At 67.9% G+C, this 23400-nt stretch carries 20 protein-coding genes, 2 other RNA genes and 2 pseudogenes; 15 read left to right on the top strand and 9 right to left on the bottom strand.

The genetic code is table 11. The features are described 5' to 3' along the window. Positions 1 to 5: 5 nt before the first annotated feature. A complete protein-coding gene (mobA, locus tag Q322_RS0106405) occupies positions 6 to 599 on the top strand; it encodes a molybdenum cofactor guanylyltransferase (protein WP_245593166.1) in 594 nt (197 codons plus the stop codon). Positions 600 to 758: 159 nt separating this feature from the next. Beyond that, positions 759 to 857: signal recognition particle sRNA small type (gene ffs / locus Q322_RS22315), an RNA gene on the top strand. 161 nt (positions 858 to 1018) lie between these two features. On the opposite strand, the gene Q322_RS0106400 is transcribed toward ffs, so the two are convergent. Next, positions 1019 to 1405, bottom strand: a complete 387-nt coding sequence (locus tag Q322_RS0106400; protein ID WP_029476973.1) for a hypothetical protein — start codon at positions 1403 to 1405, stop codon at positions 1019 to 1021. Positions 1406 to 1485: 80 nt separating this feature from the next. Between Q322_RS0106400 and Q322_RS0106395 the strand changes: the two genes are divergently transcribed. Beyond that, positions 1486 to 2226, top strand: a complete 741-nt coding sequence (locus Q322_RS0106395) for a carbonic anhydrase (protein ID WP_051668295.1) — start codon at positions 1486 to 1488, stop codon at positions 2224 to 2226. Between the two features lie 33 nt (positions 2227 to 2259). On the opposite strand, the gene lysA is transcribed toward Q322_RS0106395, so the two are convergent. Beyond that, positions 2260 to 3414, bottom strand: coding sequence for a diaminopimelate decarboxylase (gene lysA, locus Q322_RS0106390; RefSeq protein WP_029476970.1), 1155 nt, complete (start codon positions 3412 to 3414; stop codon positions 2260 to 2262). 40 nt (positions 3415 to 3454) lie between these two features. After that, a complete protein-coding gene (tilS, locus tag Q322_RS0106385; RefSeq protein WP_029476969.1) occupies positions 3455 to 5065 on the bottom strand; it encodes a tRNA lysidine(34) synthetase TilS in 1611 nt (536 codons plus the stop codon). Positions 5066 to 5506: 441 nt separating this feature from the next. Here tilS and Q322_RS0106380 point away from each other — a divergent pair, with 441 nt between their 5' ends. The 5 genes and pseudogenes from Q322_RS0106380 to Q322_RS20710 all read left to right on the top strand — a co-directional run. Next, on the top strand, positions 5507 to 6022 hold the full coding sequence (locus Q322_RS0106380; RefSeq protein ID WP_029476968.1) for an NUDIX domain-containing protein: 516 nt from the start codon (positions 5507 to 5509) through the stop codon (positions 6020 to 6022). Further along, a complete protein-coding gene (gene ribF, locus Q322_RS0106375; RefSeq protein WP_029476966.1) occupies positions 6019 to 6918 on the top strand; it encodes a riboflavin biosynthesis protein RibF in 900 nt (299 codons plus the stop codon). The genes Q322_RS0106380 and ribF overlap by 4 nt, the downstream gene beginning before the upstream one ends. A gap of 75 nt (positions 6919 to 6993) precedes the next feature. After that, entirely contained in the window at positions 6994 to 7857 is an 864-nt protein-coding gene (locus Q322_RS0106370) for a 1,4-dihydroxy-6-naphtoate synthase (protein ID WP_029476965.1), read from the top strand. Between the two features lie 889 nt (positions 7858 to 8746). Next, a complete protein-coding gene (locus Q322_RS0106365) occupies positions 8747 to 9130 on the top strand; it encodes a DUF423 domain-containing protein (RefSeq protein ID WP_051668294.1) in 384 nt (127 codons plus the stop codon). Positions 9131 to 9136: 6 nt separating this feature from the next. Further along, positions 9137 to 9412, top strand: a pseudogene (locus Q322_RS20710) (DMT family transporter); the annotation flags it as partial. Between the two features lie 98 nt (positions 9413 to 9510). Here Q322_RS20710 and rnpB read toward each other — a convergent pair. The 3 genes from rnpB to Q322_RS0106350 all read right to left on the bottom strand — a co-directional run bounded on the left by rnpB (position 9511) and on the right by Q322_RS0106350 (position 11544). Continuing rightward, an RNA gene (gene rnpB / locus Q322_RS21640) (RNase P RNA component class A) lies at positions 9511 to 9950 on the bottom strand. Positions 9951 to 10345: 395 nt separating this feature from the next. Continuing rightward, the gene (locus Q322_RS0106355) at positions 10346 to 11119 is read right to left on the bottom strand and encodes a pseudouridine synthase (protein ID WP_029476962.1); all 774 of its coding nucleotides are present in this window, start codon (positions 11117 to 11119) and stop codon (positions 10346 to 10348) included. Next, positions 11116 to 11544, bottom strand: a complete 429-nt coding sequence (locus Q322_RS0106350; RefSeq protein ID WP_029476961.1) for a hypothetical protein — start codon at positions 11542 to 11544, stop codon at positions 11116 to 11118. Before Q322_RS0106350 ends, Q322_RS0106355 begins: the two co-directional genes overlap by 4 nt. Before the next feature lie 65 nt (positions 11545 to 11609). Here Q322_RS0106350 and Q322_RS0106345 point away from each other — a divergent pair, with 65 nt between their 5' ends. Both Q322_RS0106345 and truB read left to right on the top strand, forming a co-directional pair. Beyond that, positions 11610 to 12098: a hypothetical protein gene (locus tag Q322_RS0106345; RefSeq protein WP_029476960.1), complete on the top strand. Its 489-nt coding sequence runs from the start codon at positions 11610 to 11612 to the stop codon at positions 12096 to 12098. 49 nt (positions 12099 to 12147) lie between these two features. Further along, positions 12148 to 13074 (top strand): tRNA pseudouridine(55) synthase TruB, encoded by a 927-nt coding sequence (truB, locus tag Q322_RS0106340; protein ID WP_029476959.1) that lies wholly within the window; start codon positions 12148 to 12150, stop codon positions 13072 to 13074. A 28-nt stretch (positions 13075 to 13102) separates the two neighbouring features. Here truB and gatA read toward each other — a convergent pair whose 3' ends face one another. Next, a complete protein-coding gene (gene gatA, locus Q322_RS0106335; protein WP_029476957.1) occupies positions 13103 to 14566 on the bottom strand; it encodes an Asp-tRNA(Asn)/Glu-tRNA(Gln) amidotransferase subunit GatA in 1464 nt (487 codons plus the stop codon). Between the two features lie 390 nt (positions 14567 to 14956). Between gatA and Q322_RS0106330 the strand changes: the two genes are divergently transcribed. From Q322_RS0106330 to Q322_RS0106315, 4 genes are all read left to right on the top strand, one after another. Continuing rightward, complete coding sequence (locus Q322_RS0106330; RefSeq protein ID WP_084147840.1) at positions 14957 to 16090, top strand: PP2C family protein-serine/threonine phosphatase; 1134 nt, start codon at positions 14957 to 14959, stop codon at positions 16088 to 16090. Positions 16091 to 16149: 59 nt separating this feature from the next. Next, complete coding sequence (locus Q322_RS0106325; RefSeq protein WP_029476955.1) at positions 16150 to 16527, top strand: RidA family protein; 378 nt, start codon at positions 16150 to 16152, stop codon at positions 16525 to 16527. 321 nt (positions 16528 to 16848) lie between these two features. After that, the gene (gene rsmA, locus Q322_RS0106320) at positions 16849 to 17724 is read left to right on the top strand and encodes a 16S rRNA (adenine(1518)-N(6)/adenine(1519)-N(6))-dimethyltransferase RsmA (RefSeq protein WP_029476954.1); all 876 of its coding nucleotides are present in this window, start codon (positions 16849 to 16851) and stop codon (positions 17722 to 17724) included. Positions 17725 to 17865: 141 nt separating this feature from the next. Continuing rightward, positions 17866 to 18810 carry a carbohydrate kinase family protein gene (locus Q322_RS0106315; protein ID WP_029476953.1) on the top strand — a complete coding sequence of 315 codons (945 nt, stop codon included), beginning with the start codon at positions 17866 to 17868 and terminating at the stop codon, positions 18808 to 18810. A 71-nt stretch (positions 18811 to 18881) separates the two neighbouring features. Here the strand turns inward: Q322_RS0106315 and Q322_RS0106310 are convergent, their stop codons facing one another. Beyond that, on the bottom strand, positions 18882 to 19265 hold the full coding sequence (locus tag Q322_RS0106310; protein WP_029476952.1) for a hypothetical protein: 384 nt from the start codon (positions 19263 to 19265) through the stop codon (positions 18882 to 18884). Between the two features lie 200 nt (positions 19266 to 19465). Here Q322_RS0106310 and Q322_RS20705 point away from each other — a divergent pair. Continuing rightward, positions 19466 to 20032, top strand: a pseudogene (locus Q322_RS20705) (CatA-like O-acetyltransferase); the annotation flags it as partial. Between the two features lie 12 nt (positions 20033 to 20044). Here Q322_RS20705 and Q322_RS0106300 read toward each other — a convergent pair. Further along, positions 20045 to 23356 (bottom strand): AAA family ATPase, encoded by a 3312-nt coding sequence (locus Q322_RS0106300; RefSeq protein ID WP_029476951.1) that lies wholly within the window; start codon positions 23354 to 23356, stop codon positions 20045 to 20047. Between the last annotated feature and the right edge of the window lie 44 nt (positions 23357 to 23400).

Raw genomic sequence — 23400 nt, 5'->3', positions numbered from 1 at the left:
AGCGTGTGAGCCGGGCCTCCAGTGATGGGCACATCACGGCGGCCATCACCGCCGGGGGCCGCTCCAGCCGCTTCGGCTCGGACAAGGCGCTGGCACTGCTGCGCGGGCAACCGCTGCTGCGCCACGTCGCCGACAGTTTGCAGGACTGCCCCATCCGTATTCTGATCGCTCCTGCTGGAAAGTATGTGCTGGACGGCTGGGAGACCATCTCGGACACCCGCCCCGGCGAGGGACCGCTGGCCGGATTGGAGGCGGCGCTAAGTCACACGACCAGCGACTGGCTGGCCTTCACGGGCGTCGATCTGCCCGGCCTGACGCCTGAGTTCTGGGCCGCGCTGGCGCGTGAACGCACACCGCAGGCGCTGGCCGTCCTGCCATTAGACAAAGAGGGACGCCCTCAGCCGCTGGCCGGGCTGTACTGCCGCGAATTGCTGGGGCGCGTGACCGAGTTGTTGGACGCTGGGGAGCGGCGTTTGAAACGGGCGGCCCCACCAGAAAGCAGCATCCTGGTATCCGGCCTCTCCCCCGCTCTGCGGAACGTGAATACGCCGGATGATCTGGCAGCCCTGGCAGCGGAAAGCCCCGACACAAAGCCATAAAAAACCCGCCTCTTGAGCGGTGTTGATAAAGAAGATAGCGCACTATGCAAGGGGCTTCAAGTTATGCATCCGTGTACTGAACCCCCGCCACTGCCGCCGCAGCCAGAGCCACCGCCCATCCTTGACCTGCCAGGTCGCTGTGCTATCTTCTACGGCGCATTGCTGGCGCAGCGCAGCGCGGACGCTCGAACCTGGTCAGAGCCGGAAGGCAGCAGCCATAAGGGATGATTCGTGGGTGCCGTTGCTCACCGGCAATGCTTTTTTTGGCTCGCCGAGGGGTGGGCATTTTTTTTGGTCTTCGCGGGAGCCATGCTTGCGCCACCGTCAACTTGCGCCACCGTCAAAAGGTCAAATCGCTAAAGCAAAGCAGTTGTTAGAGCGGCTAGACCGTTTGACCTTCAGACTTTTAGACCACGCGCTCAGCGCGTCTTCGGCTGCAACGTCAACACCTGGATTTCCCGCACCACGCCCAGTTCGTGCAGGCGGTCCGGGTCCAGATCGCCCGCTCCGGCCAGGGCGTCGGCCTTCTTGCGGTCTACCGTGGCGACTTCCAGGGCGGCGGCGTCGCCAAACACTTCGCGGAAGCGGTCCAGCGGGTACTCGATGCGGCGCGAGACCCTGAGGACGGCGCGGTACAGGTCCGTCTCGGCCCGCTCGCCGCCTGCCAGAGCGGCCTTGAGCTGGGCGCCCAGCACCTCGCGCTCGGCCTCCAAACCCTGGATGGTGTCGCGCAGCATGGCGTAGCGTTCGAGCAGTTCCTGCGTCGTCAGCGTCTCGGCCTGAAAGTCGCCCTGGGTGTCGGTCATGCACCGAGGATAGGTCAAGCGGCGCGGCGCGATGGACAGCGAAGGGGCACCGCGCCGCCGAGCGGATAAAGTCGGCACACATGACCGACTCACCGCCCGTCACGGCCCCCGCGCAGACGACCGCCCAACTGGAACGCCGCATCCTGGACGCCATCCGGCGCGGGGCCAGCATGGAGGACATCGCGGCGCTGCGCCACCACACCGACATCCAGACGCCTGCCGGGGCCATCGAGGCGCTCAAGGACGGCAACGCCCGCTTCTTCAGCGGCAAGAGCGGACGGCCCGAGCTGGGCGTCAATGAGCGCCGCGCACAGATCATGGGGCAAACGCCCTACGCCGCCGTGCTGGCGTGTAGCGACAGCCGCGTCCCGGTGGAACTGGTCTTCGACGTGGGGCTGGGGGACCTGTTCGTGGTGCGGGTGGCGGGCAACGTGGTGGGCGAGGCGGGGCTGGGGACGCTGGAATACGCCATCGAACACCTGGACGTGCATCTGGTGATGGTGATGGGCCACGAGGCTTGCGGCGCGGTGGCCGCCGCCATGCTGCCGCCCGAGAAGATCGCGCAGGAGCCGCAGAACCTTCAGGGCCTCATCCACCGCATCACGCCCAGCCTGGTGGGCATGCCGCGCATCCGCGACAAAAAGGCCCGCATGCGCGAGGCGGTGCTGAACAACGTGCGCCACCAGGTCCAGACCCTGCGCGAGCAGACCGTGATCCAGGCCGCCGAGGCGCGGGGCCAGATCCAGGTGATCGGCGGCTATTACGAGATCGGCAGCGGCGCGGTGGACTTTTTGATCGACGAGGCCGACCTGCTGCCGTAGAGGACAGGACGTGAAGGCGCTGGTGCAGATCGCTCAGGTTTCCGCTGCCCACACGTCCTGCGGGGTTTCGCGGCGGCGAATCAGGGTCCAGTCCGCGCCGTTTTCTCCTCCGGCCTGATACAGCGCCTCGGCGGGGCGGGAGCGGGTCAGGTAGGTGCTGCTCATGGCCGCGCCGTAGGCCCCGGCCTCCCCGATGGCCAGGAGTTCGCCGCGCCGGGGCTGCGGCAGCGACACGCCCCGGGCCAGCAGATCGCCGCTCTCGCAGGCGGGTCCGGCAATGTCCCACACCCCAGTTTCGCCGCCGTCCCACAGCGGCGTGACCGGGTGAAGCGCGCCGTACAGCATGGGGCGCAGCAGTTCGGTCATGCCCGCGTCCACCAGACAGAAGGTGCCGCCGGTGCGTTTGGTACCCACCACGCGCGTGAGCAGCGTTCCGGCGCGGGCCACCAGATAGCGCCCCGGCTCCACCCACAGCGCTGCGCCAAAGGCCGAGGCGGCGGCCCGCGCTTCACGCGCGATCCCGCCCAGATCGGCGTCCAGGCCCCAGCCTCCGCCCGCATCCAGCACGGCCAGCGGCCCGGTCTGCGCCCGCAGTTCGGTCAGCCGCCCGAAGGCCGCCGTGAAATCGTGGGCGTCGCGGATCGCGCTGCCAATGTGGACGTGCAGGCCCAGCGCGGTGTGCCCGGCGTCGCGCAACGCGGCCAGCACGCGCGGGGCCTGGGCAAGCGTCACGCCGAATTTGCTGCCTACCGCCCCCGTTGCCAGGTGATCGTGCGTGCTGACCGCCAGGGCCGGATTGACGCGCACCAGCGCACGGGAGTGAGGCGGCAACAGGGCCACCTCTTCCGCGCGGTCCACGATGAATGTTGCGCCCAGCCGCCCGCCAGCCGAATACTCGGTCTCGGACTTGGCGGGGCCGTTGACCAGAATCCGCTCGCCAGATGCCCCCACCGCCTCTGCGCGGGCCAGTTCACCGGGGCTGACGCATTCAAAGCCCACCCCGGCCCCGTGCAGGCGGCGCAGCAACGTGAGGTTGGGATTGGCCTTCATGGCATAATACACCCGCGCCGTGCCGAAGGCAGCCCGCACCCGCGCCAGGGCGGCGTCCAGCTCGGCGGCGTCGTAGACGTAGAGCGGCGTGCCGAAGCGTTCGGCAGCGTCATGGAGTGCAGAGGCGGGAATGGTCACGCGAGGAGGGTAGCAAGTCGGGAAGATGCGCGGGACGAAATCAGGAGCCGTCCACCTGCCGACCCTCCCGGATGCCCTGGAAGGTGGCCCGCAGCAGCCGCGCCGCCTCTCCCGCCCGCACGCCGCCCGTCACCGTGGGTGCGTGGCCCCAGTGGCTGGCCAGCACGTCGGTCACGCCGCCCAGCGCACCGGCCCTGGGGTTGGCCGCGCCGTAAACGATGTGGCCCACCCGCGCTTCCAGCGCCGCTCCCAGGCACATCGGGCAGGGTTCCAGCGTGACAACAAGGGTACAGGCCGTCAGATACGGTGTTCCCAGGTGAGAGCAAGCATCTCGCAAAGCGGCCAGTTCGGCGTGGCGGGTCATGTCACCGTCTGCCCGCGAGGTGTTGCGGCCCCGGCCCACCACCGCGCCATCCGGGCCGAGAACCACCGCGCCCACCGGGACCTCCTGTTCGGCTGCCGCCTGCCGGGCCAAATCCAGCGCCTCGCCCATCGCGGAGTGCATGGGGTCCGGGGCCGCGCCCACCGCCTCCCGCGCGCCCACGGCCCACACCGGAGGCGAGACGCCCACCCACTGCACGCCGCCCCCGGACACCACGAGCGGCGCGGCGGAGCGGTCCCGGCGCGGAATCTTGAGATCGGTCAGCACGTCGCTGAGCTTGCGGGTGCCGCTGGGCAGGCGAACCCGGTCCCCGTCCTGCCGGGTGCGGCGCTGCCAGCCAGGCGGCAGGGAGAAATCCGGTTCGGGCCAACGCTGCGCCGCCAGATACAAGCGCCCGCCCGTAGCCGTGACCTCCCGCGCGTCCGGCAACGTGACGTGGGCCGTTTCGCCGGTTTTTAATGCGCCCGCCAGAAGTTCCAGGTGACCGGCGTGGAAGGACAGCCCCGCACCCACCAGCCCCCGGCGCACATAGCGGCGCAGCACGGCGGCGGGTTGCTTTTGCAGAGGAACATGCGACGTCAGGCGGGCGGCCAGTTCATTCAGCGCGGCGTCGTCCTGTGCGGCGTACCGTGCCACCCGCGCCAGTCCCGCCTCGGCCCCCGGAAAGCGGGCGCTCAGCACGGGCATCACCTCGCGGCGAATCCACGCGCGGGTAAACGCGGGATCGGCGTTGGAGGCGTCCTCACGCCAGGGCTGACCCAGTACAGTCAGGAACGCTTCGAGGTCTTCGCGCGGCACATCCAGCCAGGGACGGCGCACCCGGCCCCGTTCGGCGGGAATACCGCTGAGGACCGCCTCGCCCCGCAGCACCCCCATCAGCACCGTCTCGGCCAGGTCGCGGCGGGTGTGGGCGGTCAGGATGGCGGCGGCGCGGTGCTGCTTGGCCACGCGTCCCAGCAAGTCGTAGCGCACGCGGCGGGCGGCGTCCTCCAGATTCCAGCCGCGCGCCGCCGCCACCGCCGCCACGTCCACCCGCGCCGACTCGTGGGGGGCGTTCAGCGATTCGGCCAGTTGCGCCACCCAGCGGGCGTCCTCAGCCGATTCGGGGCGCAGGGCGTGGTCCAAGTGGACGGCGACAGGCCGCGCCCCGGCCAGAAGGAGCGCCCGCAAGAGTGCCACCGAATCGGCCCCACCTGACACGCCTACCGCCACCGTCTGCCCGGTGTAGGGGGTCAGGGGTTGGGCCAGATGGGGGGGCAGGGCGGACATAGGGGGCATTGTATTGGGCGGAAAGAGAGATGAAACCGTATCCATCCAGTTTGCATTTGCGGCCTGCACGGTGGCCCCCTCACCCTTCCGACGCTTCGCTTCTCCCTCCCTCCGCTACGCGGCTGTACCAGTCACCCACAAGGGGAGAGGGGACAGATCCAGCCTTCAGAACTCCACATCAACCCCACCGCACACAGCCACCGAAGGCCGTCGGACGCGCAGCGGACGGGCCTTACGACGCTGGGCGGAGCGGGGCGTGTGAGCAGGAACCTCTACCTCAAATTCCCGCCGATCAATCCCAACGAACCCCTGCCCAGTGCAACGTAAGCTCCCCCGTCCCCTCTGGGGCTGGGGGCTGGGGGGTGGAGCAACCAGCTAAAGCTCAAGCCTTCCCACCTGCAAGCAGCCAAACCCCCGCCGCACATCCCTACAATGGCCCGCATGACTGGCGAAGCCCGGACCATCTATGACGGCCACATCCTGAAACTGGAACTGCTGGAGAACAAGTGGGAGGTGATCCGCCACGCCGACGCCGTGGCCGTGCTGGCCCTGAACGACGCGGGCGAGATGCTGCTGGTGCGCCAGTTCCGCCGCGCCGTGGACGCCCACACCCTGGAAGCTCCGGCGGGCCTGATCGACGGCGAGGAATCCCCGGAGGCGGCGGCCCGCCGCGAGTTGCAGGAAGAGGCTGGACTGGACGGCGAGATGCGCCTGTTGACCCGCTTTTACTCCAGCCCCGGCTTCTGCGACGAGCACCTGTACGTGTTCCAGGCGACCAACCTGCGTGAAAGCAAGCTGCCCCACGACGAGGACGAGGACATCGAGGTGGTCTGGATGCCGCCCCAGCGGGTGCTGGACGGCATGCGCGAGGGCCGCATCGTGGGCAGCGCGACGACGCTGGCTGCGGCGCTGTACGGCCTTCAGAGCCTGGACACCCACAACCCGGCAGACGGGTGAAAACCTACGTGTCACCCGCCCAGCGCCCCGATACCGAAACGGTGGTGGCGGTGGGATCGTTTGACGGCGTGCATCTGGGACATCAGGCGCTGATCGCCCAGTTAAAGGCCAAGGCGCGCGAACACCGCGTGCCCAGCGTGGTCTATACCTTCGATCCGCCCACGCGGGTGCTGACCCAGGGCGTGGAATTCCTGTCCACCCTGCCGGAAAAGCTGGACCTGCTGGCCCGCTACGGCGTGGACGAGACGATTGCCATGTCCTTTACCCCCGAATTTGCGGCCCGGCCCAAGGAGGCGTTCCTGGACGATCTGCGGACCCTGCGCCCCCGCACGCTGGTGGTGGGCGAGGACTTTCATTTCGGGCGCGGACGGGCCGGGGGCGTCGAGGACCTGCGGGGCGTGGCGGGCGAGGTGGTGGCCCTGCCGATGCACCAACTGGGCGGCGAGGACATCAAGAGCACTCGCATCCGCGAGTTGCTGGCGGCGGGCGACGTGGACGGCGCGGGAAGGCTGCTGGGCCGCCACTACGACGCGCAGGGCGTGGTCATTCACGGCGATCAGTTGGGGCGCACGATTGGCTGGCCCACCGCCAATATCGGCGTGCCGGACGGCAAGGCGCTGCCGCTGGGCGTGTTCGCGGTGGTGGCGCTGGGCGACAGGGGCGAACGCTGGCACGGCATGGCGAATGTGGGGTTCCGGCCCACCGTGAACGGCAAGACCCGCCGCTTCGAGGTCCACCTGTTCGACTTTGAGGGCAACCTCTACGGCAAGGAGTTGCAGGTCAAGTTCTTCTCGCACCTGCGCGGCGAACAGAAATTCGGCGGCCTGGACGAGCTGAAAGCGCAACTCGGGCGCGACGCGCAGGGGGCGCGCGAGGCGCTCAGGGACGTGCGCTGAGGCGTGGGCCGCGTGATAGGACGCCGTGTGATCAAACGCTGACCCGCGCGCGCGGTGAGGCGTACCCTGGGGCCAATGAATCTCCCGCCCTCCACCCCCGCACCTCCTACTTCCGCACCCCTGCAACTGGGCTATTCCTTTTGCCCCAACGACACCTTCATCTTCCACGCGCTGCATGCCGGGCTGGTGCCCTCGCCCATACCCGTGCAGGAGGTGCTGGAGGACGTGCAGACCCTCAACGACTGGGCCACGCTGGGCCGCCTGCCCATGACCAAGATCAGTTACCGCGCGTATTTCGGCGTGATGGACCGCTACGTGGCCCTGCGCGCGGGTGGGGCGCTGGGGCGCGGGGTGGGGCCGCTGATCGTGACGCGCGGCGACGTGCCGGATCTGAACGGTCTGACCGTGGCCTCGCCCGGCGCTTCGACGACGGCGGAACTGCTGCTCCGACTGGTCTATCCCAAAGTGAAAGTCGTGCGGATGCGCTACGACCAGGTCATGCCCGCCGCCGAACGGGGTGAAGTGGACGCGGGCCTGATCATCCACGAATCGCGCTTCACCTACCCGCAGCACGGCCTGAGCAAGCATATGGACCTGGGCGCGTGGTGGGAGGGCGAGACGGGACTGCCCCTGCCGCTGGGCGCGATTCTGGTGCGCCGCGATCTGGCCCCGGAGACGCAGTGGGCGCTGAACGGGGCGGTGAGGGCCAGCCTGGAATACGCCCATGCCAACCCAGATGCCTCGCGCGCTTACATCCGGCGGCACGCGCTGGAGATGGCCGACGAGGTGATGCAGGCGCACATCGACCTGTACGTCAACCTCTTTAGCCTGGATGTGGGAGAGGAGGGCACGCGCGCCGTGCAGGAATTGCACCGCCGGGCCGTACAGGTGGGCGCGGTAGAGGCTTCTGGGTTGCCCCTGTTTGTCAGGCGGCCCTAAGACGCCGTTCAAGCTGACGCGCTGCAAGACCTGCTGAGGGCTAGAAAAAGGCGGGGACAGCAGGGCAACTCTTCCCACTACCCTATGTCGTGGGCAAGACAAGAAATACGGCAACCACGCCATTCTGGAAGTTTTGTTGAATAGCTGTCCCGGCGCTGCGGATTGTGGTGGGCACCTCAACCCGACTGGAAGGAAAGGCAAACAAGACGCAGTGCGTAGAACTCAGGAGTTGCACCTGCATAATCAGAAAAAACCTCTCCTGGCGGGAGAATCCCAGAGTAATCGCCAGACTGGTCTGGCGAAATTGGATAGGCGTGATCGGTTCGGGAAAATGATGAAAGGCGTGACGACAGCATTGAGACACTGGGCTTTTGAGATGCGGGGGAGCGGAGGAAGGCGAGAGAATGGCAGAAACCGCCCCACGCGAGCAGGTCAAGATTTATCGTCTGGGACGCTGCTCCCGCGCTATTCATAGGTGCAACTCCTGAGTAGAATGAAAGTACATGCAGCACTGTCCCGGATGTCCTGAAATTTAATGCAGGGCGTAGGCTGTGGTGGCGTCGAAATACCCGGTCCACGGTCTTGAGACAGACCCTGAGGCCAGTGGCCTCTTCAGGCATACGGGCCTGCCCAGTCATTGTGGCTCGTGGGCCGCCGTCACCGTCACCTTCTGGTGCCGACCCGTGGGCCTGACCCGCACATCCAGGGTATCGGCATGCCGTTCCCGCTACCGCCTGACCGTACGGATATGAACGGAGAAATGACGTGCAGCTTGTCCGGGGGCGGCCCGTTTCAACAGAGCGACAGGCCGCGTTCGTCACTCCAGGCCAGAGCCGTGGATTCCCACCGTTCCGTACAGCTCCGATGCCAAATGCTTTAAGTTGATGGGATGCGAACGACCCGTGCCGCTTTTCCCGCCGCCCCGCTGCCCGCGTTTCAGACCGGGGCCGTGCTGGCCGCGCTGGGCGTGGCGCTGGGGGCCTTCGCCACGCATGGGCTGAAAGCCACGTTGGAGCCGTCATCACTTGCCAACTTTGAAACCGGCGTGCGCTACCAGATGTACGCCGCGCTGGCCCTGCTGGTGCTGGGCACCCGTCCAGAGCAACGCCGCGCGCCTGCGCTGCTGCTGGGCGGGGCCGTGATCTTCAGCGGCACGCTGTATATCCTGGCCCTGACTGGCATGAAGTGGCTCGGCGCGATCACCCCGCTTGGCGGCGTCCTGCTGATCGCCGGCCTCGTGCTGGCGGCAGTGGACTTCCGGCGCTCAGGCTGAGCCAGGATCAATCAGCATCCGCGACAGGGCGGTCTTGAGCGCCGTGCGGGCCTGCTGGAAATCGGCTTCGCCACCGCGCTGAAGCTGGAGCAGGCGCGCCCCGCGTTCTTCTACGTATTTCTGGTCTGTGCCTATTTCAGCTTCGACTTCCTCTCGCGGGCGCTGAAGACCATTCCGCTGGGGACCGCCTACGCCATCTGGACCGGGATCGGGGCAGTGGGAGCAGTATTCATGGGGACGGTACTGTTTGAGGAAAGTCTCAGCCCGGCGCGGCTGATTCTGATCGGGCTGCTGATCGCCGCGCTGATTGGACTGAAACTGGCAGGGGGCAGCAAACCGTCAAAAGAAACCACCCCTCCCAAAACAGGAGAGGCGGCGGGTGGTGCGGGGGAACTGTAAGCCGGGTTCTGTCCATCACCTTGCAGCGACTGTTCGGCCATCTCTCTGGGGCGGGCGTCGCCGCCGCGCCTCGTTGCGACCATCCTGGCGGTCAATGGAACGGGCCGTTCCTCGCGCACTCTCGGGTCTTGCACCGGATGGGGTTTACCAGACGCCGCAAGTCTCCCTGCGGCCTGGTGCGCTCTTACCGCACCGTTTCACCCTGACCAGCTCCGGCCCACGCCCGGCCTGTGTGGAACTGGCGGTCTCAGTTTCTGTGGCACTGTCCTTCGGCTTCGCCGCCACCCACACGCAGGCGCGCGTGCGGGCACTTGACTCGCCGACCAGCCGTTAACTGGCATCCTGCCCTGCGGTGCCCGGACTTTCCTCACCCCCAGAGTCCACGAATGAACCCCAGGAGCGCGACCGAACATTCCCCCGCGCGGGGAAGGATAGCAGACTGGGGACGAGGGTTGACGGGAAAAGGGCCGTCTTGGAATTCGGTTCTGAGGTGAGCAGACCAGCTTCACCCCTCCCCCGTGCGGGAGACCTGCGTTCAATGAAAGGCAGGGTGCTTTCTCAGCTCCCGTCGAGGGAAGCTGGCTGTGAAGCGGACAGAGGGGTTGACCTTCCGGTTCACCGCGCCGCCAAGTCCCCTGACACTAATGTTGTGGCGGTTAGACCGTTTGACTGTTTGGTCTTGAGAGCATTTGTCCGGATTACAGCATTGGGCAGGGAGACTCCCGATGCTTCCATTCTCTCCTACGGAGCTGTGCCAGTCCCAGATGCTCGGTAAAATTCACTCACTTTGTCCGGTCAAAAGTAGACAGCCCTCCCCTATCCCCAGCGCCGCTCCATCAATTCCCATTTGCCGTCCCAGATGCCCGCCGGAATACTCGATGGATCCAGCAAGCCCTGCAAGTCGCGCTCGCTCAGCGCGGCGTATTCGCCCACGTCCAGATCGCCCAGCCAGTAGCCGCCCACGCGGTAGCGCATCAGGCGGCCCACCGGGTGGCCGATGGCCTCCAGCATGCGGCGCACCTGCCGCTTGCGACCCTCGCCCAGCGTGATGAACGCGCCGTCGCTGGCCGGCGTGGCGCTGATTGCACTCGCCAGGCCGTCTTCTAACATCACGCCCCCCAGCAACTGATCCAGCTCGGCCTGGGTGGGCGGGGCGTCGCCGTGGGTCCACGCGCGGTACGCCTTCTCATGGCCGTAGCGCGGGTGGGTCAGGGTCAGGGTCAGGTCACCGTCGGTGGTCAGCAGGAGCAGTCCTTCCGAATCGCGGTCTAGCCGCCCGATGGGATGCAGGCCGGGAATGCTGGGCATGGCGTCCAGCACGTTCTTACGCCCATATTCGTCGCTGGCGGTGGTCACGTAGCCGCGCGGCTTGTACAACGCGTAGGTTACCTTCTCCGCTGCTCCAGTATCCAGCAACTGCCCATCCAGGCGAATATCGTCGGCCTCCGTGACCGTTTGCCCCAGCGTCGCCACGACGCCGTTGACCTGCACGCGCCCGGCCTTGATCAGCGTCTCGGCGGCGCGGCGTGAGGCGACTCCGGCGCGGGCCAGCCGCTTTTGCAGTCGCTCGCCACCAGACGGGCCGCTCACTGGTCCACCTTGACGGGCCGAGTGCGGGGGGATGGCACCGCCACAATGGCCAGCACGGCCAGCAGCAGCAGCGCCACCGACACCGTCAGCAACAGCGTCCGTACCACAGGGGGCAACGCTTCACCGCGCAGGGCAGCGGGCAGCAGCGCGGCCACAGTCAGCAGGTTGCCCCCGGCCAGTCCGCCCACCTTCGCCGCGTCCGGCGCAACGCCCGCCGCCACCTGGAATGCGCCCCAGGCCAGCAGCAATCCGCCCGCCACACGCGGCAGCCACAGCGGCGAGACGCCCAGCGTGGCGGCCAGCGACGGCGGCAGAAAATACAACAGCAGCCCCAGCGGAATGAACAGCAGGGCGGTCAGCCAGAACGAGGCGCGCAGCACGCCCGGTAGTGTACGCAACTGGCGGGCGTGCGTGGGTTCAGCCATCGTTTCACCCTGACCTCACTGCTTCTGCCTCATTGACGGTCAGCAGGGGGTTGATAAATTGACGCATGATTCGGGTGAATTCTGCGCGCGGCTTGATCCAGAACGCCCTGCTGGGCGCGTTTGCCGTGGGCTGCGCCGCTGCTCCCGCCACCCTGAATACGCTGCCCCTGCCACCGTTTGCAGTAGAGGGCAAATACAACGGCAGCTTCGAGAGCCGTGTCGACCTGGCAATGGGCAGCATGCGAGACCATCTTAGGCCGCTGTACGGACCTGTGGAGGTCGGGGATTTCGCCAAGCTGGATGTGGGCAAGGGCTGGGACGACATTGAGGCGTTCTACGCGCAGCCATCCGTGCAAAAAACGCTCGCCGATGCTGGTTTTGTGCGTCAGGCCATGACGTCCAGTGATCCACGGCGTTACCGGCTGGCGGCGTGGACGCGCGGGCGCACCTTCGGTCAGGACGAGGTGCTGGCAGTGTTCTACGCTCCAGAGCGAGCCTACGACTCTCCCCAGGGCTTTGTACTGCGAGTACACGGCCCCCGGCAGAAGCCCTGACGGCGCGGGCCGTGGTGTCCGTGGGTGTCCACGCTCTAGCATCTGCCCCATGCCCGTGATTGCCGTCGATAAACCGCTGCACCTGACCTCGCATGACGTGGTGAACCGCGCCCGCCGCGCCCGCAAGACCAAGCGGGTGGGCCACACCGGCACGCTGGACCCGCTGGCCACCGGGGTGCTGGTGCTGGCCGTGGAGGACAGCACCAAGGTGGTGCAGTTCATGGAGGCCGACAGCAAAGACTACCTGGCCTGGATCAGCCTGGGCGCGGGCACGCCGACGCTGGACGCCGAGGGGCCGCTGGACGAGACGGCGGAGGTGCCAACCCTGGAGGCCGGCCAAATCAGGTCGATGCTGGGCCAGTTCACCGGCCCGCAGAAACAGATTCCCCCCCAGTACAGCGCCATTCAGGTGGGCGGGCAACGCGCTTACGCGGTGGCGCGGGCGGGGGGCGAGCTGGACCTGCCCGCACGGAATGTGGTGATCCACTCGCTGGAGCTGCTGGGCGTGTTTCCCAGCGTTCAAGCTGCGCCGCGCACCTTTGACCCGTCAGGTTGGAATCCTGCCGGAACGGGTCTGACCTTCACCCTGCCGGAAGCACTGGGGGAATTTCCCACCCTGCTCCTGCGTGCCCGCGTGGGCAGCGGCACGTATCTGCGCTCGCTGGCGCGGGATATGGGGGCGGCATTGGGTCTGCCCGCCCACCTTTCGGGCCTGGTGCGGACGCGGGTGGGCCGCTACAGCCTGGCCGACGCCGTGCAACTGGAGGACTTAGAGGCCGCCTCTGGCCTGAGCAATCTGGCCGCACTGGACTTTCCGCACATTGATGCCGACGAACAGATGGCCCGCGAATTGCGCCAGGGGAAGCGTCCCAGGCGTTCGGAAGTGGGGCGGCATGTGGTAACACTTGGCGGCGAGCTGGTGGCGGTGGTGGACGGCGACGGGGAGCGGTTGAAGGTGGTGCGGGCTTGGGCGTGAAGTGAACGGCGAAAGCGGTCCTCGCACTTCACTGACCTGGAGCCACCTCCGCCCGCACCGCTCCAATCCCTTCCAGGCCACCGGCGATCCTGACCAGCAGCTCGTCCTGCAAGGCAGGGGCGATGAATTGCACGCCCACGGGCAACCGCTTCCCCTTGACCTCTTCAAATCCGGCGGGGACGCTCAGGGCGGGAAGGCCCGCGAGGTTGATGGCCACGGTATCCACATCGGCGGCGTACATGGTCAGGGGGTCATCCATCTTCTCGCCCAGGCGGAAGGCCGGAAAGGGACTGGTGGGCGTGACCAGCACGTCGAATTGTCCAAAGGCGGCGCTGAATTCGCCCGCGATCAACCGGCGCACGCGGGTGGCCTTGCTGTAGTAGGCATCGTAATAGCCACTGCTCAGGGCGTAGGTGCCGATCATGATGCGGCGTTGGACCTCGCGCCCAAAACCGCGTTCACGGGTGCGGGTCATGCTGCCCAGCACGTCGGCCCCCGGTTCGCGGGTGCCGTAGACCATGCCGTCGTAGCGGGCCAGATTGCTGCTGGCCTCGGGCATGGAGATCAGGTAATACGCGGCGATGGCGTGTTTCAGTGCGGGCAGGCTGACCTCGCCCACGCCTGCGCCCGCACCACGCAGAGCCTCCAGAGTCGCGTTCAGCACGGCGCTGACGCCCGCAGTGTTGCCGCCCAGGCTCTCACGGATGACGCCCACGCGCAGACCGCGCAGGTCTTCAGGCGTTCCGGCCACGAAGGCGGGCGGCGCGTCCAGGCTGGTGGCGTCGCGCCCGTCGTGCCCGGCGATGACGTTCATGATCAGGGCCAGATCGGCGGCGTTGCGGGCCAGCGGGCCAATCTGGTCCAGGCTGCTGGCGTGGGCCACCAGACCGTAGCGGCTGACCCGCCCGTAGGTGGGCTTCAATCCGTACACCCCGCACAGCGCCGCAGGCTGGCGCACCGAGCCGCCCGTGTCGCTGCCCAGGCTCACCGGCACCACGCCCGCCGCCACCAGCGCCGCGCTGCCGCTGCTGGTGCCGCCGGTCACGCGCGACGTGTCCCAGGGATTGAGCGTTGGCCCAAAAGCGCTGCTCTCGCCGGAGCTGCCCATCGCGAACTCGTCCATGTTGGCCTTGCCCACGATCACCGCGCCCGCCGAGAGGAGGCGCTGCACGGCGGTGGCGGTGTAGGGGCTGACGTAGTGTTCCAGCATCCGGCTGCCGCAGGTGGTGCGCGTGCCGCTCAGGTTGAGGTTGTCCTTGACGATGACCGGCAGGCCCGCCAGAGGCAGCCTCTCGCCTGCTTTCAGACGCGACTGCACCGCCGCCGCCCCGGTTTCGGCATGATCGTTGAGGCTGATCAGCGCGTTCAGGTGACCCGCCGCCTCGGCCCGTATGCGGGCGGCGTTCAGCAACGCGGCGGGGGTGGTTTCACCTGCCCCCACGGCACGGACGAGTTCGGCGGCAGATGACAGGTCAATGGACGGGAGCGACATACCGCGTCAGTGTAGCCGGGGAGCGGCGCTGCCGGGAACCGAGAAACGCGCGCACGACAATCACAGTTCGCCGCGCCGCCCTGGAACGCACACCCGTTCGTCAGGGGGGACCCAGGCGACAACAGTCTCGCCGCAGGAGCTTACAGCGCACCTGACAGCCAATCGGCAGATTTCCCGATGTAAGTGACCTGCAGCTGGGAGGGACCGCCTCATGTGTGGACGGCGAATCTCCGCGCAGAGTAACCGATACCTCAAGAAAGAACTTCAAAAAAATGGAGCATTTACTAAATTTCGTTGTCTAGGTCGGAAGGGCAAGTACAGTTCGCACTTCGTCAGAAAGATGAGATGTTTTATAGAGTTGAGTAAGGAAGGGTGACATATAGTGGCCGCATGCAGGCTGCGGGAGCGCCCAACTGGTCGTATGGCCTGCTGACGGACGTGGGTCGTCAGCGGCGAGGAGGGGTCAACCAGGACGCTGCCCTGGCCCTGGGTCTGACGCGGGGAGGTCTCTTCGCGGTGGCCGACGGGATGGGGGGCCACGCGGCGGGGGAACTCGCGGCGACGCTGGCCTTAGAAGCGCTGAGCGCCCATTATCTGGCCCGCCGCACTGCGCCGCCCGTGCGGCTGGCCGAGGCCGTGCAGGCGGCCAACGTGTCGGTACTGCGGCACGCCGTCGGTGAATACATGGGGATGGGCACCACGCTGATCGCCGCGCTGATCGACCGGGGCGCGCTGATCATTGCCCACGTCGGCGATTCGCGCGCCTACCTGCTGCGCGGCGGAGAGCTGCACCGTCTCACCGATGACCACTCCTGGGTCAGCGAGCAGGTGCGCCTGGGGCACCTGACCGAGGAAGAGGCCAGAGACCACCAGTGGCGCAGCGTGGTCAGCAACGCGTTGGGCGGCGAGGAACGGGTGCGGCTGGAACTGTTCGGCCTGCGGCTGCGCGCCGGGGACCGCCTGTTGCTGTGCAGCGACGGCCTCAGCAGCGTGGTAGCCGACGCCGACCTGCTGGAATTACTGACCCGTCCGCTCGCTCCGGACTCCGCCGTGCGTTGCCTGATCGACGCCGCCAACGACGCGGGCGGCCCGGACAACATCACGGCGCTGGTTATCGACGTCCGGCTGGACCTGCACCTGCCCAGCTATGACCTGCCCGCCCCCCAGCACAGCGGCCCCGATTACGTGGACGCGCTGCTCGGCGCGCAGCGGGGCAACAGCCTGAACACCTACCTGCTGCTGATGCTGGCGTACTTCACCCTGCTGGGCGTGATCTTGCTGCCCATCCAGCGCGTCCTGATCGCCGTCATCGGCACCGCGCTGCTGGCCGGCATCCTGCTGGTCCAGCGGCTGGCCCTGATCCACCGGGTCAGCGGGCGGTTGGGCCGCCCCAGCGCCGTTCTTGGGAGCGCCATGATCGTGCCGCCCCGGACGGTGCCCACAGTGCCCACTGCGTCCACAGTGCCCACTGCGCCCGCGTCCAAAGCCCCGCCGCAGCATTCCACCCCCGACAACGGACGCTGAACCAGCTTCAGTGAGAGGCAGGCCACGCGCTCTCCTTCACGGACCGCTATGCTCAGGCGATGAAAGACATTGTCCAGACCGCCGACGCCCCCGCCGCCATCGGCCCCTACAGCCAGGCCGTCGTTTTCGGCAATCTGGTGGTGACCAGCGGCCAGATTCCGCTGACCCCGGACGGTCAACTGCTGGAGGGCGGCATTGCCGAGCAGACCGAGCAGGTGATGCAGAACCTGCGCGCCGTGCTGCGGGCCGCAGGCACCGATCTGGAGCGCGTGGTCAAGACCACCGTTTTTCTGGCCGACATGAACGAATTTGCCGACATGAACGCCGTCTACGAGCGCCACTTCCCGGCCCCCGCGCCAGCCCGCAGCACCGTGCAGGTGGCCAGACTGCCCCGCGACGTGCGGGTGGAAATCGAGGTCCTGGCCGAGTTGCACTGAGTTGCGCTGAGTTGAGCTGAGCGGCGTTCAATCTGGCCCAGGCCCCACAGTGCCCCCCCGTCCCTTGCGGATGACCCCCTGACCTTCGACTTGACGAGAGAGATGCGAGGCGGCGGGGCGTTGCGGGGCAAGGATGTAAGGGGACCAGCGGACAAACTCCAATAGGAGCGGACCTCACGTTCATCCCGTTCGGCCCCTCTTCCCCAGTCTGGAGGCCGCCAGCTCCCGGGCAGCAGCGCACACCAAACGACGATCTCCTGTCCTGACCACCGCGCGGGTATACTGACGCGCCGCCTGCGGCCCACTGGAGATGGCCCACTGATGCCCGATGACCTGCTCACCCACACCGCTGCCCCCAACCCCAGCGCCCCGCTGTATTCGCCCGCGCGGGTGCGGGAACTGCTGACCCAGCACGGATTGAAACCCACCAAGAGCCTGGGCCAGAACTTTCTGATCGACGGCAACATCCTGCGCGCCATTGCCGAGGTGGGGCTGGCGGGGGGGGAAGCACGGGGCACCCCGGTGCTGGAAGTTGGCCCCGGCCTGGGCGTACTGACGCGCGAGATCGCCACGCGCGGCGCACAGGTCACCGCGCTGGAAAAGGACGAGCGCCTGCGCCCGGTGCTGGCCGAGACGCTGGCCGGGCTGGACGTGAACGTGGTCTGGGGTGACGCGCTGGAATTTGATTATTCGGCGCTCCCCGGCGACACGCGGGTCATCGCCAATCTGCCGTATTACATCACCGGCGTGCTGCTTTCCCGCTTTATGCGTGCGCCCGCCATCGTGTCGGCCACCGTGCTGGTGCAAAAGGAAGTTGGGCAGCGCCTGGCCTCGGCACCGGGGGGGGCAAACTACGGCTTCCTCAGCGCGCTGGCGGCGCTCTACGGGACGGTCAATCATGTCCGGGACGTGCCCAAGGGCGCGTTCTTTCCGGCCCCCGACGTAACCAGCAGCGTGATCCGGCTGGATTTTGACCGCTCACGACCGCCACCCCCACCCGCGCTGCTGAAATTTGTCGAGGCCGCCCTGCACCACCGCCGCAAGACCCTGCGGAACAACCTGCGGATGATCGGTCAGGATGGGGCGGCCATTGACGGGGCCTTGACGGCTGGGGGTCTGCGCCCGGACGTGCGCGCCGAGGACGTGCCGCTGGACGCCCTGCGCGATTTGGCCGGGCGGCTGGGCGTGCTAGGGTGACGGTTACGATTCCATGCCCGGGAACTGTTTGCCTGACCCCATCGCTGGCGGGGCCGTCCGCCTCGCCTGTCGCCTGTTTAAAATCATCCTGCTTCGGCAACACCACGCTCTCGACACGGGGTCTGCCCCGGAGGTTTCCCCTTGAAGTTCTACGTAATCGGCGACGTGACCGTTGACCACCTGTACCACCTGAACAAACTGCCCAAACCCGGCGAGGAAGTCACGCCCGTGCGTGCCAGCATGAAGCCCGGCGGCGCGGGCGGCACCATTGCCGTGACGCTGGCGAGGCTGGGCCACAGCGTCACGCTGGCCGCCTGCGTGGGCGACGATCCATTTGCCGACTACGCCCTGGGCCGCGTGCGCGAGAGCGGCGTCAGTGAGGCGGCCATCCAGCGCAGCGGCGATCACCTGACCAGCACCATTACCCTGATGCAGACGGCAGACGGCCAGCGCACCATGATCAGCGACGGCGCAGCCAACCGCCAACTGGACCCGGCCAAGCTAAAGAAAAAGGACGTGGAGGCCAGCGACGCTTTGATCGTCAACGCCTACAGCCTGATCGAGGGTCCGCAGCGCGAATTTACATTGCAGGCCATCGAGTACGCGCGGACAGCCAAGAAACCTGTTCTGGTGTTCATCGACCTGGGCACCGGCGCGGTCAACAAAGTGGGCACCGGCCTGCGCGATGAGGCGCTGAGTTCGGATTACCTGACCCTCAATCAGCACGAGTTGCAGGCGCTGACCGGCACGCGCTCGATCAGCGCCGCCCTCAAGCAACTGGGCGAGGCCGGGGCGCAGCGGGTGGTGGTCAAGGTGGGCAAGATGGGCAGCATCATCTGGACCCCCACCGAGACCGAGCTGGTGGACGCCGTGCCCCCTGAGGGCGCAGTGGTGGACTCCACCGGCGCGGGCGACACCTTTACCGCCACCTTCGCCCACGCGGTCCTGTCCGGGGCCAGCATGGCCGAGAGTGCGCGCGCTGCCAACGCCGCCGGAGCGCTGGCCGCCACCGGCTTTGGCGCGCAGGAGCACCCGATCACCGCCGCCGATCTGGCCGTCGCGGTTCCCAAAGCCAGAAAGAAATAAGCCGCACCCGCACCACTAAAAACAGAGTCGCCGGGCGGAATTGCTTCGGTGACTCTGTCGCTTACCGCAGCTCAGGCCCGCAGTGCCGGGGGGTCCGGCAGCACGCGGCGGACATACGGCTTCCAGTGTCCAGACGGCTGGTTGCGCGGGATCGGTTGCCCAGCGTCGTTGACATAGACCATGCGAAAGCGCCAGCGCTTGACCTCCAGCTCCCCGGCCTCGCGGTAGTGCAGTTCCACATCCAGATTGGTGGCGGCAGGGTCGGTGTCGCGGGCGGCCAGCAGGTTGAAATCGGTCAGTTTCTGGGTGCCGTACAGCTCGCGGGTGGCCTTGACGGTCTGCTTTTTGGGCGGCGTGCCGTGCGCGGGCAGCAGCCGCGACATGCTGGAATAATCCCGTTTCTGCCAGCAGGACAGGAATTCGGTCAGCGCCTGTTGCGGAGTCGGGGTGTTCATGCCCCCATTGTCGCAAATCTGCCCCCACGCTGCCTTGAGCCTTCTGGCGGAGTCGGGGGGGGTTGGCAAAATGGCGCAGCGTGAGGAGGCCAGCCCACTGATGCCGCTAAATTGCGGGGATGCTCCGTCCCCTTGATCTGATCACCTGGCCCCGTCGGCAAACCTATCAGCACTTCCGGTAAAACCCCTGCACCTTTAACGTCACCGCTTCCGTGGACGTGACGGCATTCAGAGGCCGACTGAAAGAACGCGGGACGCCCTTCGCACCCGCCGTGATCTATAGCATCTGCGCGGTGGTCAACCGGCTCCCCGCCCTGCGAATGGGCCTCCTGGACGGAGATCAGCCCGGCATTTGGGACGGTGTGTTGCCCCTCTACACCGTCTTTCATCCAGAGACGGAAACTTTCTCGGCCCTGTGGACGGAACTGGGCGACGACTTCGGAGGGTTTCTCAGCAATTATCACGCCGACGCGCAGGGCTACGGCTCACTCCTGGAGTATCTGCCCAAGCCGGGTGCGCCGCCCCATGTGCTGAACATCTCCGTCGCGCCGTGGCTGGGCTTCAGCGCCTTCGAGCTGAAGATTCAGGACGGAGCGGACTCTCTGCTGCCCATTTTCACCGTGGGGCAATATCAGGAGAGCGCGGGGCGACTGCTGATGCCGGTAGCGGTCCATGCCAACCACGCCGCCTGCGACGGCTTTCACATCGCGCAGTTTTACCGGGAGCTGCAACGGGAGCTGGACCGTTTTGGCAAGACGCCGACGTAAGAAAGACCTTCCTCAACCCTCCACCATCACCCGCCGCGCGCCGTCCTCGGCCTGGCGGATGCTCAGGACGCGGCTGGCTCCGCTGCCGTCAGTGGTCACGCCCCACAGGGCGGTGGCGACTTCCATCGTCGCCTTCTGGTGCGTGACCAGCAAAAACTGCGCGCCACGGGCGCTGAAGCGCTCCAGAAAGGCGGTGAAGCGGCGGATGTTGGCCTCGTCCAGCGGAGCGTCTACCTCGTCCAGCACGGCCAGAGGCAACCCGCCTGCCCCACCGTCGCCGCCCGCGTGGTTCAGCGCGAACAGGAAGCCCAGGCCCGCCATCGTGCGCTCCCCGGCGCTCAACAGGTTGAGGTTGCGGGTGCGCTTGCCCTTGGGCTGCACGGCCAACCGCAGTCCGGTCAACCGGCCCGAGTCGTCGCTCTCGCCTTCCAGCTCGCCCTCGCCGCCCAGCAGCTCGGCGCTGTAGTCACGGAAGGCGGCGTTGACGCGGGTGAAGGCGGCGTGGGTGGCGGCTCCCTCGGCGTCTTGCAGCTCGCCCATGTGGGCACGCAGTTCGGCGGTGGCACTCTCGGCGTCGGCGGCCTCGGCCCGCTGGGTCTGGAGTTCGGCCAGTTCGGCGGCGTGATCGGCCTCGGCGCGGGCGTTGACGGTCCCCAATTCTCCCAGTTCGGCGTGGGCGCGGCTTGATTCCGCCGTCCACTCGCGCGGGGTGCCGGGTGGGGTGCAGCCGTCGGGCAGCGGTTCCAGGCTGCCCTCACGGCGGGCGATCAGCACGCGCAAGTCGTCCAGGCGGGCGCGGACCTTGTTCTGGCTGCCAATCAGGGTGGCGTAGGCCAGGGCGGCGGCCTCACGGGCAGCCTCGGCGCGCGGGAATTCGGATTCGTCCAGTTCGCCCAGGGCGGCTTCACGGCGCGCGAGTTCGGCGGCGGCGGCGCTCAGATGCGCGTTCTGGGTGGCGGTGGCCCCGGCGTTGGCATCCAGCCGGGTGCGGAGTTCGGCGGCGCGGCTCTGGGCGGATTCGTAAGCCTGCCACGCGGCAGCCAGTTCGCGGGCCAGGGCCAGCGCCTCAACAGCTTCCCGTTCGGCGGCGCGGCCTGTCTCCGCAGCGTGGCGGGCGGCGGTCAACCTGGCCTCCAGCGCCTCTACATCCGGCAGCTCCGAGGCCGCCACAACCCCCATTTCCGGCCCCAGCCGCGCCAGCAGGCGGTCCCGGTTCTCGCCCAGGCTGCGGGTCTGGGCGGTCAGTTCGGTGACCCGGCGCTCGGCCTCGCGTTCTTCGCGGGCGGCGCGTTCGCGGGCGGCGAGAATCAGATCATGGCGCTCGTTGCCGCCGCTTGAAGTCAGCCTCAATTGCTCCAACTGATCAGCGAGGCGCGCTCCCAGCGCGTCGGCCTCCTCCAGCTCCGCCTCCAGCTCCTGAAAGCGGCGCTGATCGCCGAGGACGCCCGCGCCGCTGTCTCGCAGGCGGCCCCCGGTGATCGCCCCGCCGGGTTCCACCAGTTCGCCGTCCAGCGTGACCAGGCGCGGGCGGCTTGCGTGCGAGCGGGCCATCCGGTTGGCGACGCGCAGGTCCTGCACCACCAGCGTATCGGCCAGAATCGCCTGGCCCACCAGCGGCGGATCGCTGGGGCACAGGTCCGCCAGATTGCCCACCACGCCCGTTTCGTGCAAGAACTGCGCGTCGCGGCGTGGGCGGGCGCGGATCAGGTCCAGCGGCAGGAAGGTGGCCCGCCCGCCGGAACGCTTCAACTCCTCGATGATGTCGCGGGCGTCGTCGGCCCGCAAGACCACCACCTGCTCCAGCCGCCGCCCCAGCGCCGCGCCAATGGCGGTTTCATACTCGGCAGGCACGGTCAGCAGGTCCGCCACCGAACCCACGATGCCGGGATGGTCCAGCCGCAGCGCGTTGCGCGCGCCCTCGCCGTAGCGGGCGTAGCTGTTCAGGGCGGTTTCCAGGCGCTGGCGTTCACGCCGCAGCGGGGCCACGCTGGCGTTCACGCGGGCCAGCTCGCCCGCCAGGTGGCGTTCCTGGTTCACGGCGGTCTCCCGTTCGGCAGCGTGCGCGGTGTACTGCGTTTCGGCATATTCGCGGGCCAGACGCGAGGTGCTCAGGCGTTCGGCGGCAGCCTCCAAGCCCTCGGAAGCGACTTCCAGGTTCCCCTCGGCCCGCTCCAGCTCGGCGCTCAGCGTTTCGCGGCTGGCATCGGCACGGGCCAGTCCCTCTGCGGCGCGGGCGGCCAGCGTGCGGGCGCGGGTCAGCTCGGCGTCCAGGGTGCGGGCGCGGCGTTCGGCAGCCTCGGCGTCGCTGCGAATGCGGGCAGAGGCGGCGTCCAGCGCGGCCAGATCGGACGCGGGCTGGGCCGGAGGGGATGTGGGAAGGCTGGCGAGTTCGGACTGCAAGCCCTCGGCCTCGCCCCGCAGGTGACCCCGGTAGCGTTCAGCCTGGGCGTGGGCGTCGCGGGCGGCCCTGAGCGCGTCCAAGGCCCCGGCGTACGCGTCACGGCGGGCGCGGGCGTCCTGCGCGGACTCGCGGGCAGTTTCCACACCTGCGGCGGCAATCTGGACCTGGGCGGCCAGGACGGCGCTCCGGGTTTCGAGTTGCGCCGTCTCACTCCTGGCCCCGGCAATCTCACGGTGAAGCGCGGCCTGGCGTTCGCGCTTCAGGGCGTCTTCAAGGGTCAGCGTCCGCAAACTCAATTCTCGCCAGCGCCTGGCCTGACGGGCGGCGCGTTCCAGGCGTGACACCGCCGCCTCGCGCTCGCCTTGCAGCAGGCGCAACTGGGCCAGATGGGTGTCGGCGTCCCCCAGCCGCGCCTCGGTTTCCTGGCGGGCGCTGACGGCCCGGGACAGCCCGGCGGCCTCCTGCACGTAACCCAGCAGCGTGCGGCCCTCCGCACCCACCACGCCGCTGACCTCGCCCTGGCCGATGACGGCCAGACCGCCCGGTCCCAGACCGGTGCCGCGCAGCGCTGCCTGCACGTCGCGGGCGCGCACGGGCCGCCCGTTCAGGTCCTGCTCGCCCGCTCCGCCCCGGTAGATGCGGCGCGACAGGTTCACGCGGCCCTCCGGGGTCTGCAATTCCAGTTGCACCTCGGCCAGCCCCAGCGGAGCCTTGCCGCCGCTTCCGTGAAAGATCAGCTCGCTGCCGCGCCCAGCCCGCAACTCGCGCGCCCGCGCGCCGTGCGTGACCCAGCGCAGGCCCTCCACCACGTTGCTCTTGCCGCTGCCGTTGGGGCCGATCACGGCGCTGACGCCGGGCCCGAACTCCAGCCGGGTACGCTCGGCGAAGCTCTTGAAGCCCTGAAGGGTAATGGTCCTCAGCATGGCTGCGGGTCGAACTGCCTGAAGGTCAAACGGTCAAAGCGTAA

It is taken from the genome of Deinococcus frigens DSM 12807 (genome assembly GCF_000701425.1).
In the GTDB taxonomy this organism is placed as follows: domain Bacteria; phylum Deinococcota; class Deinococci; order Deinococcales; family Deinococcaceae; genus Deinococcus; species Deinococcus frigens.
Note: the sequence above shows the minus strand (reverse complement) of the source record. Positions and strands in the feature narration are given on the sequence as shown.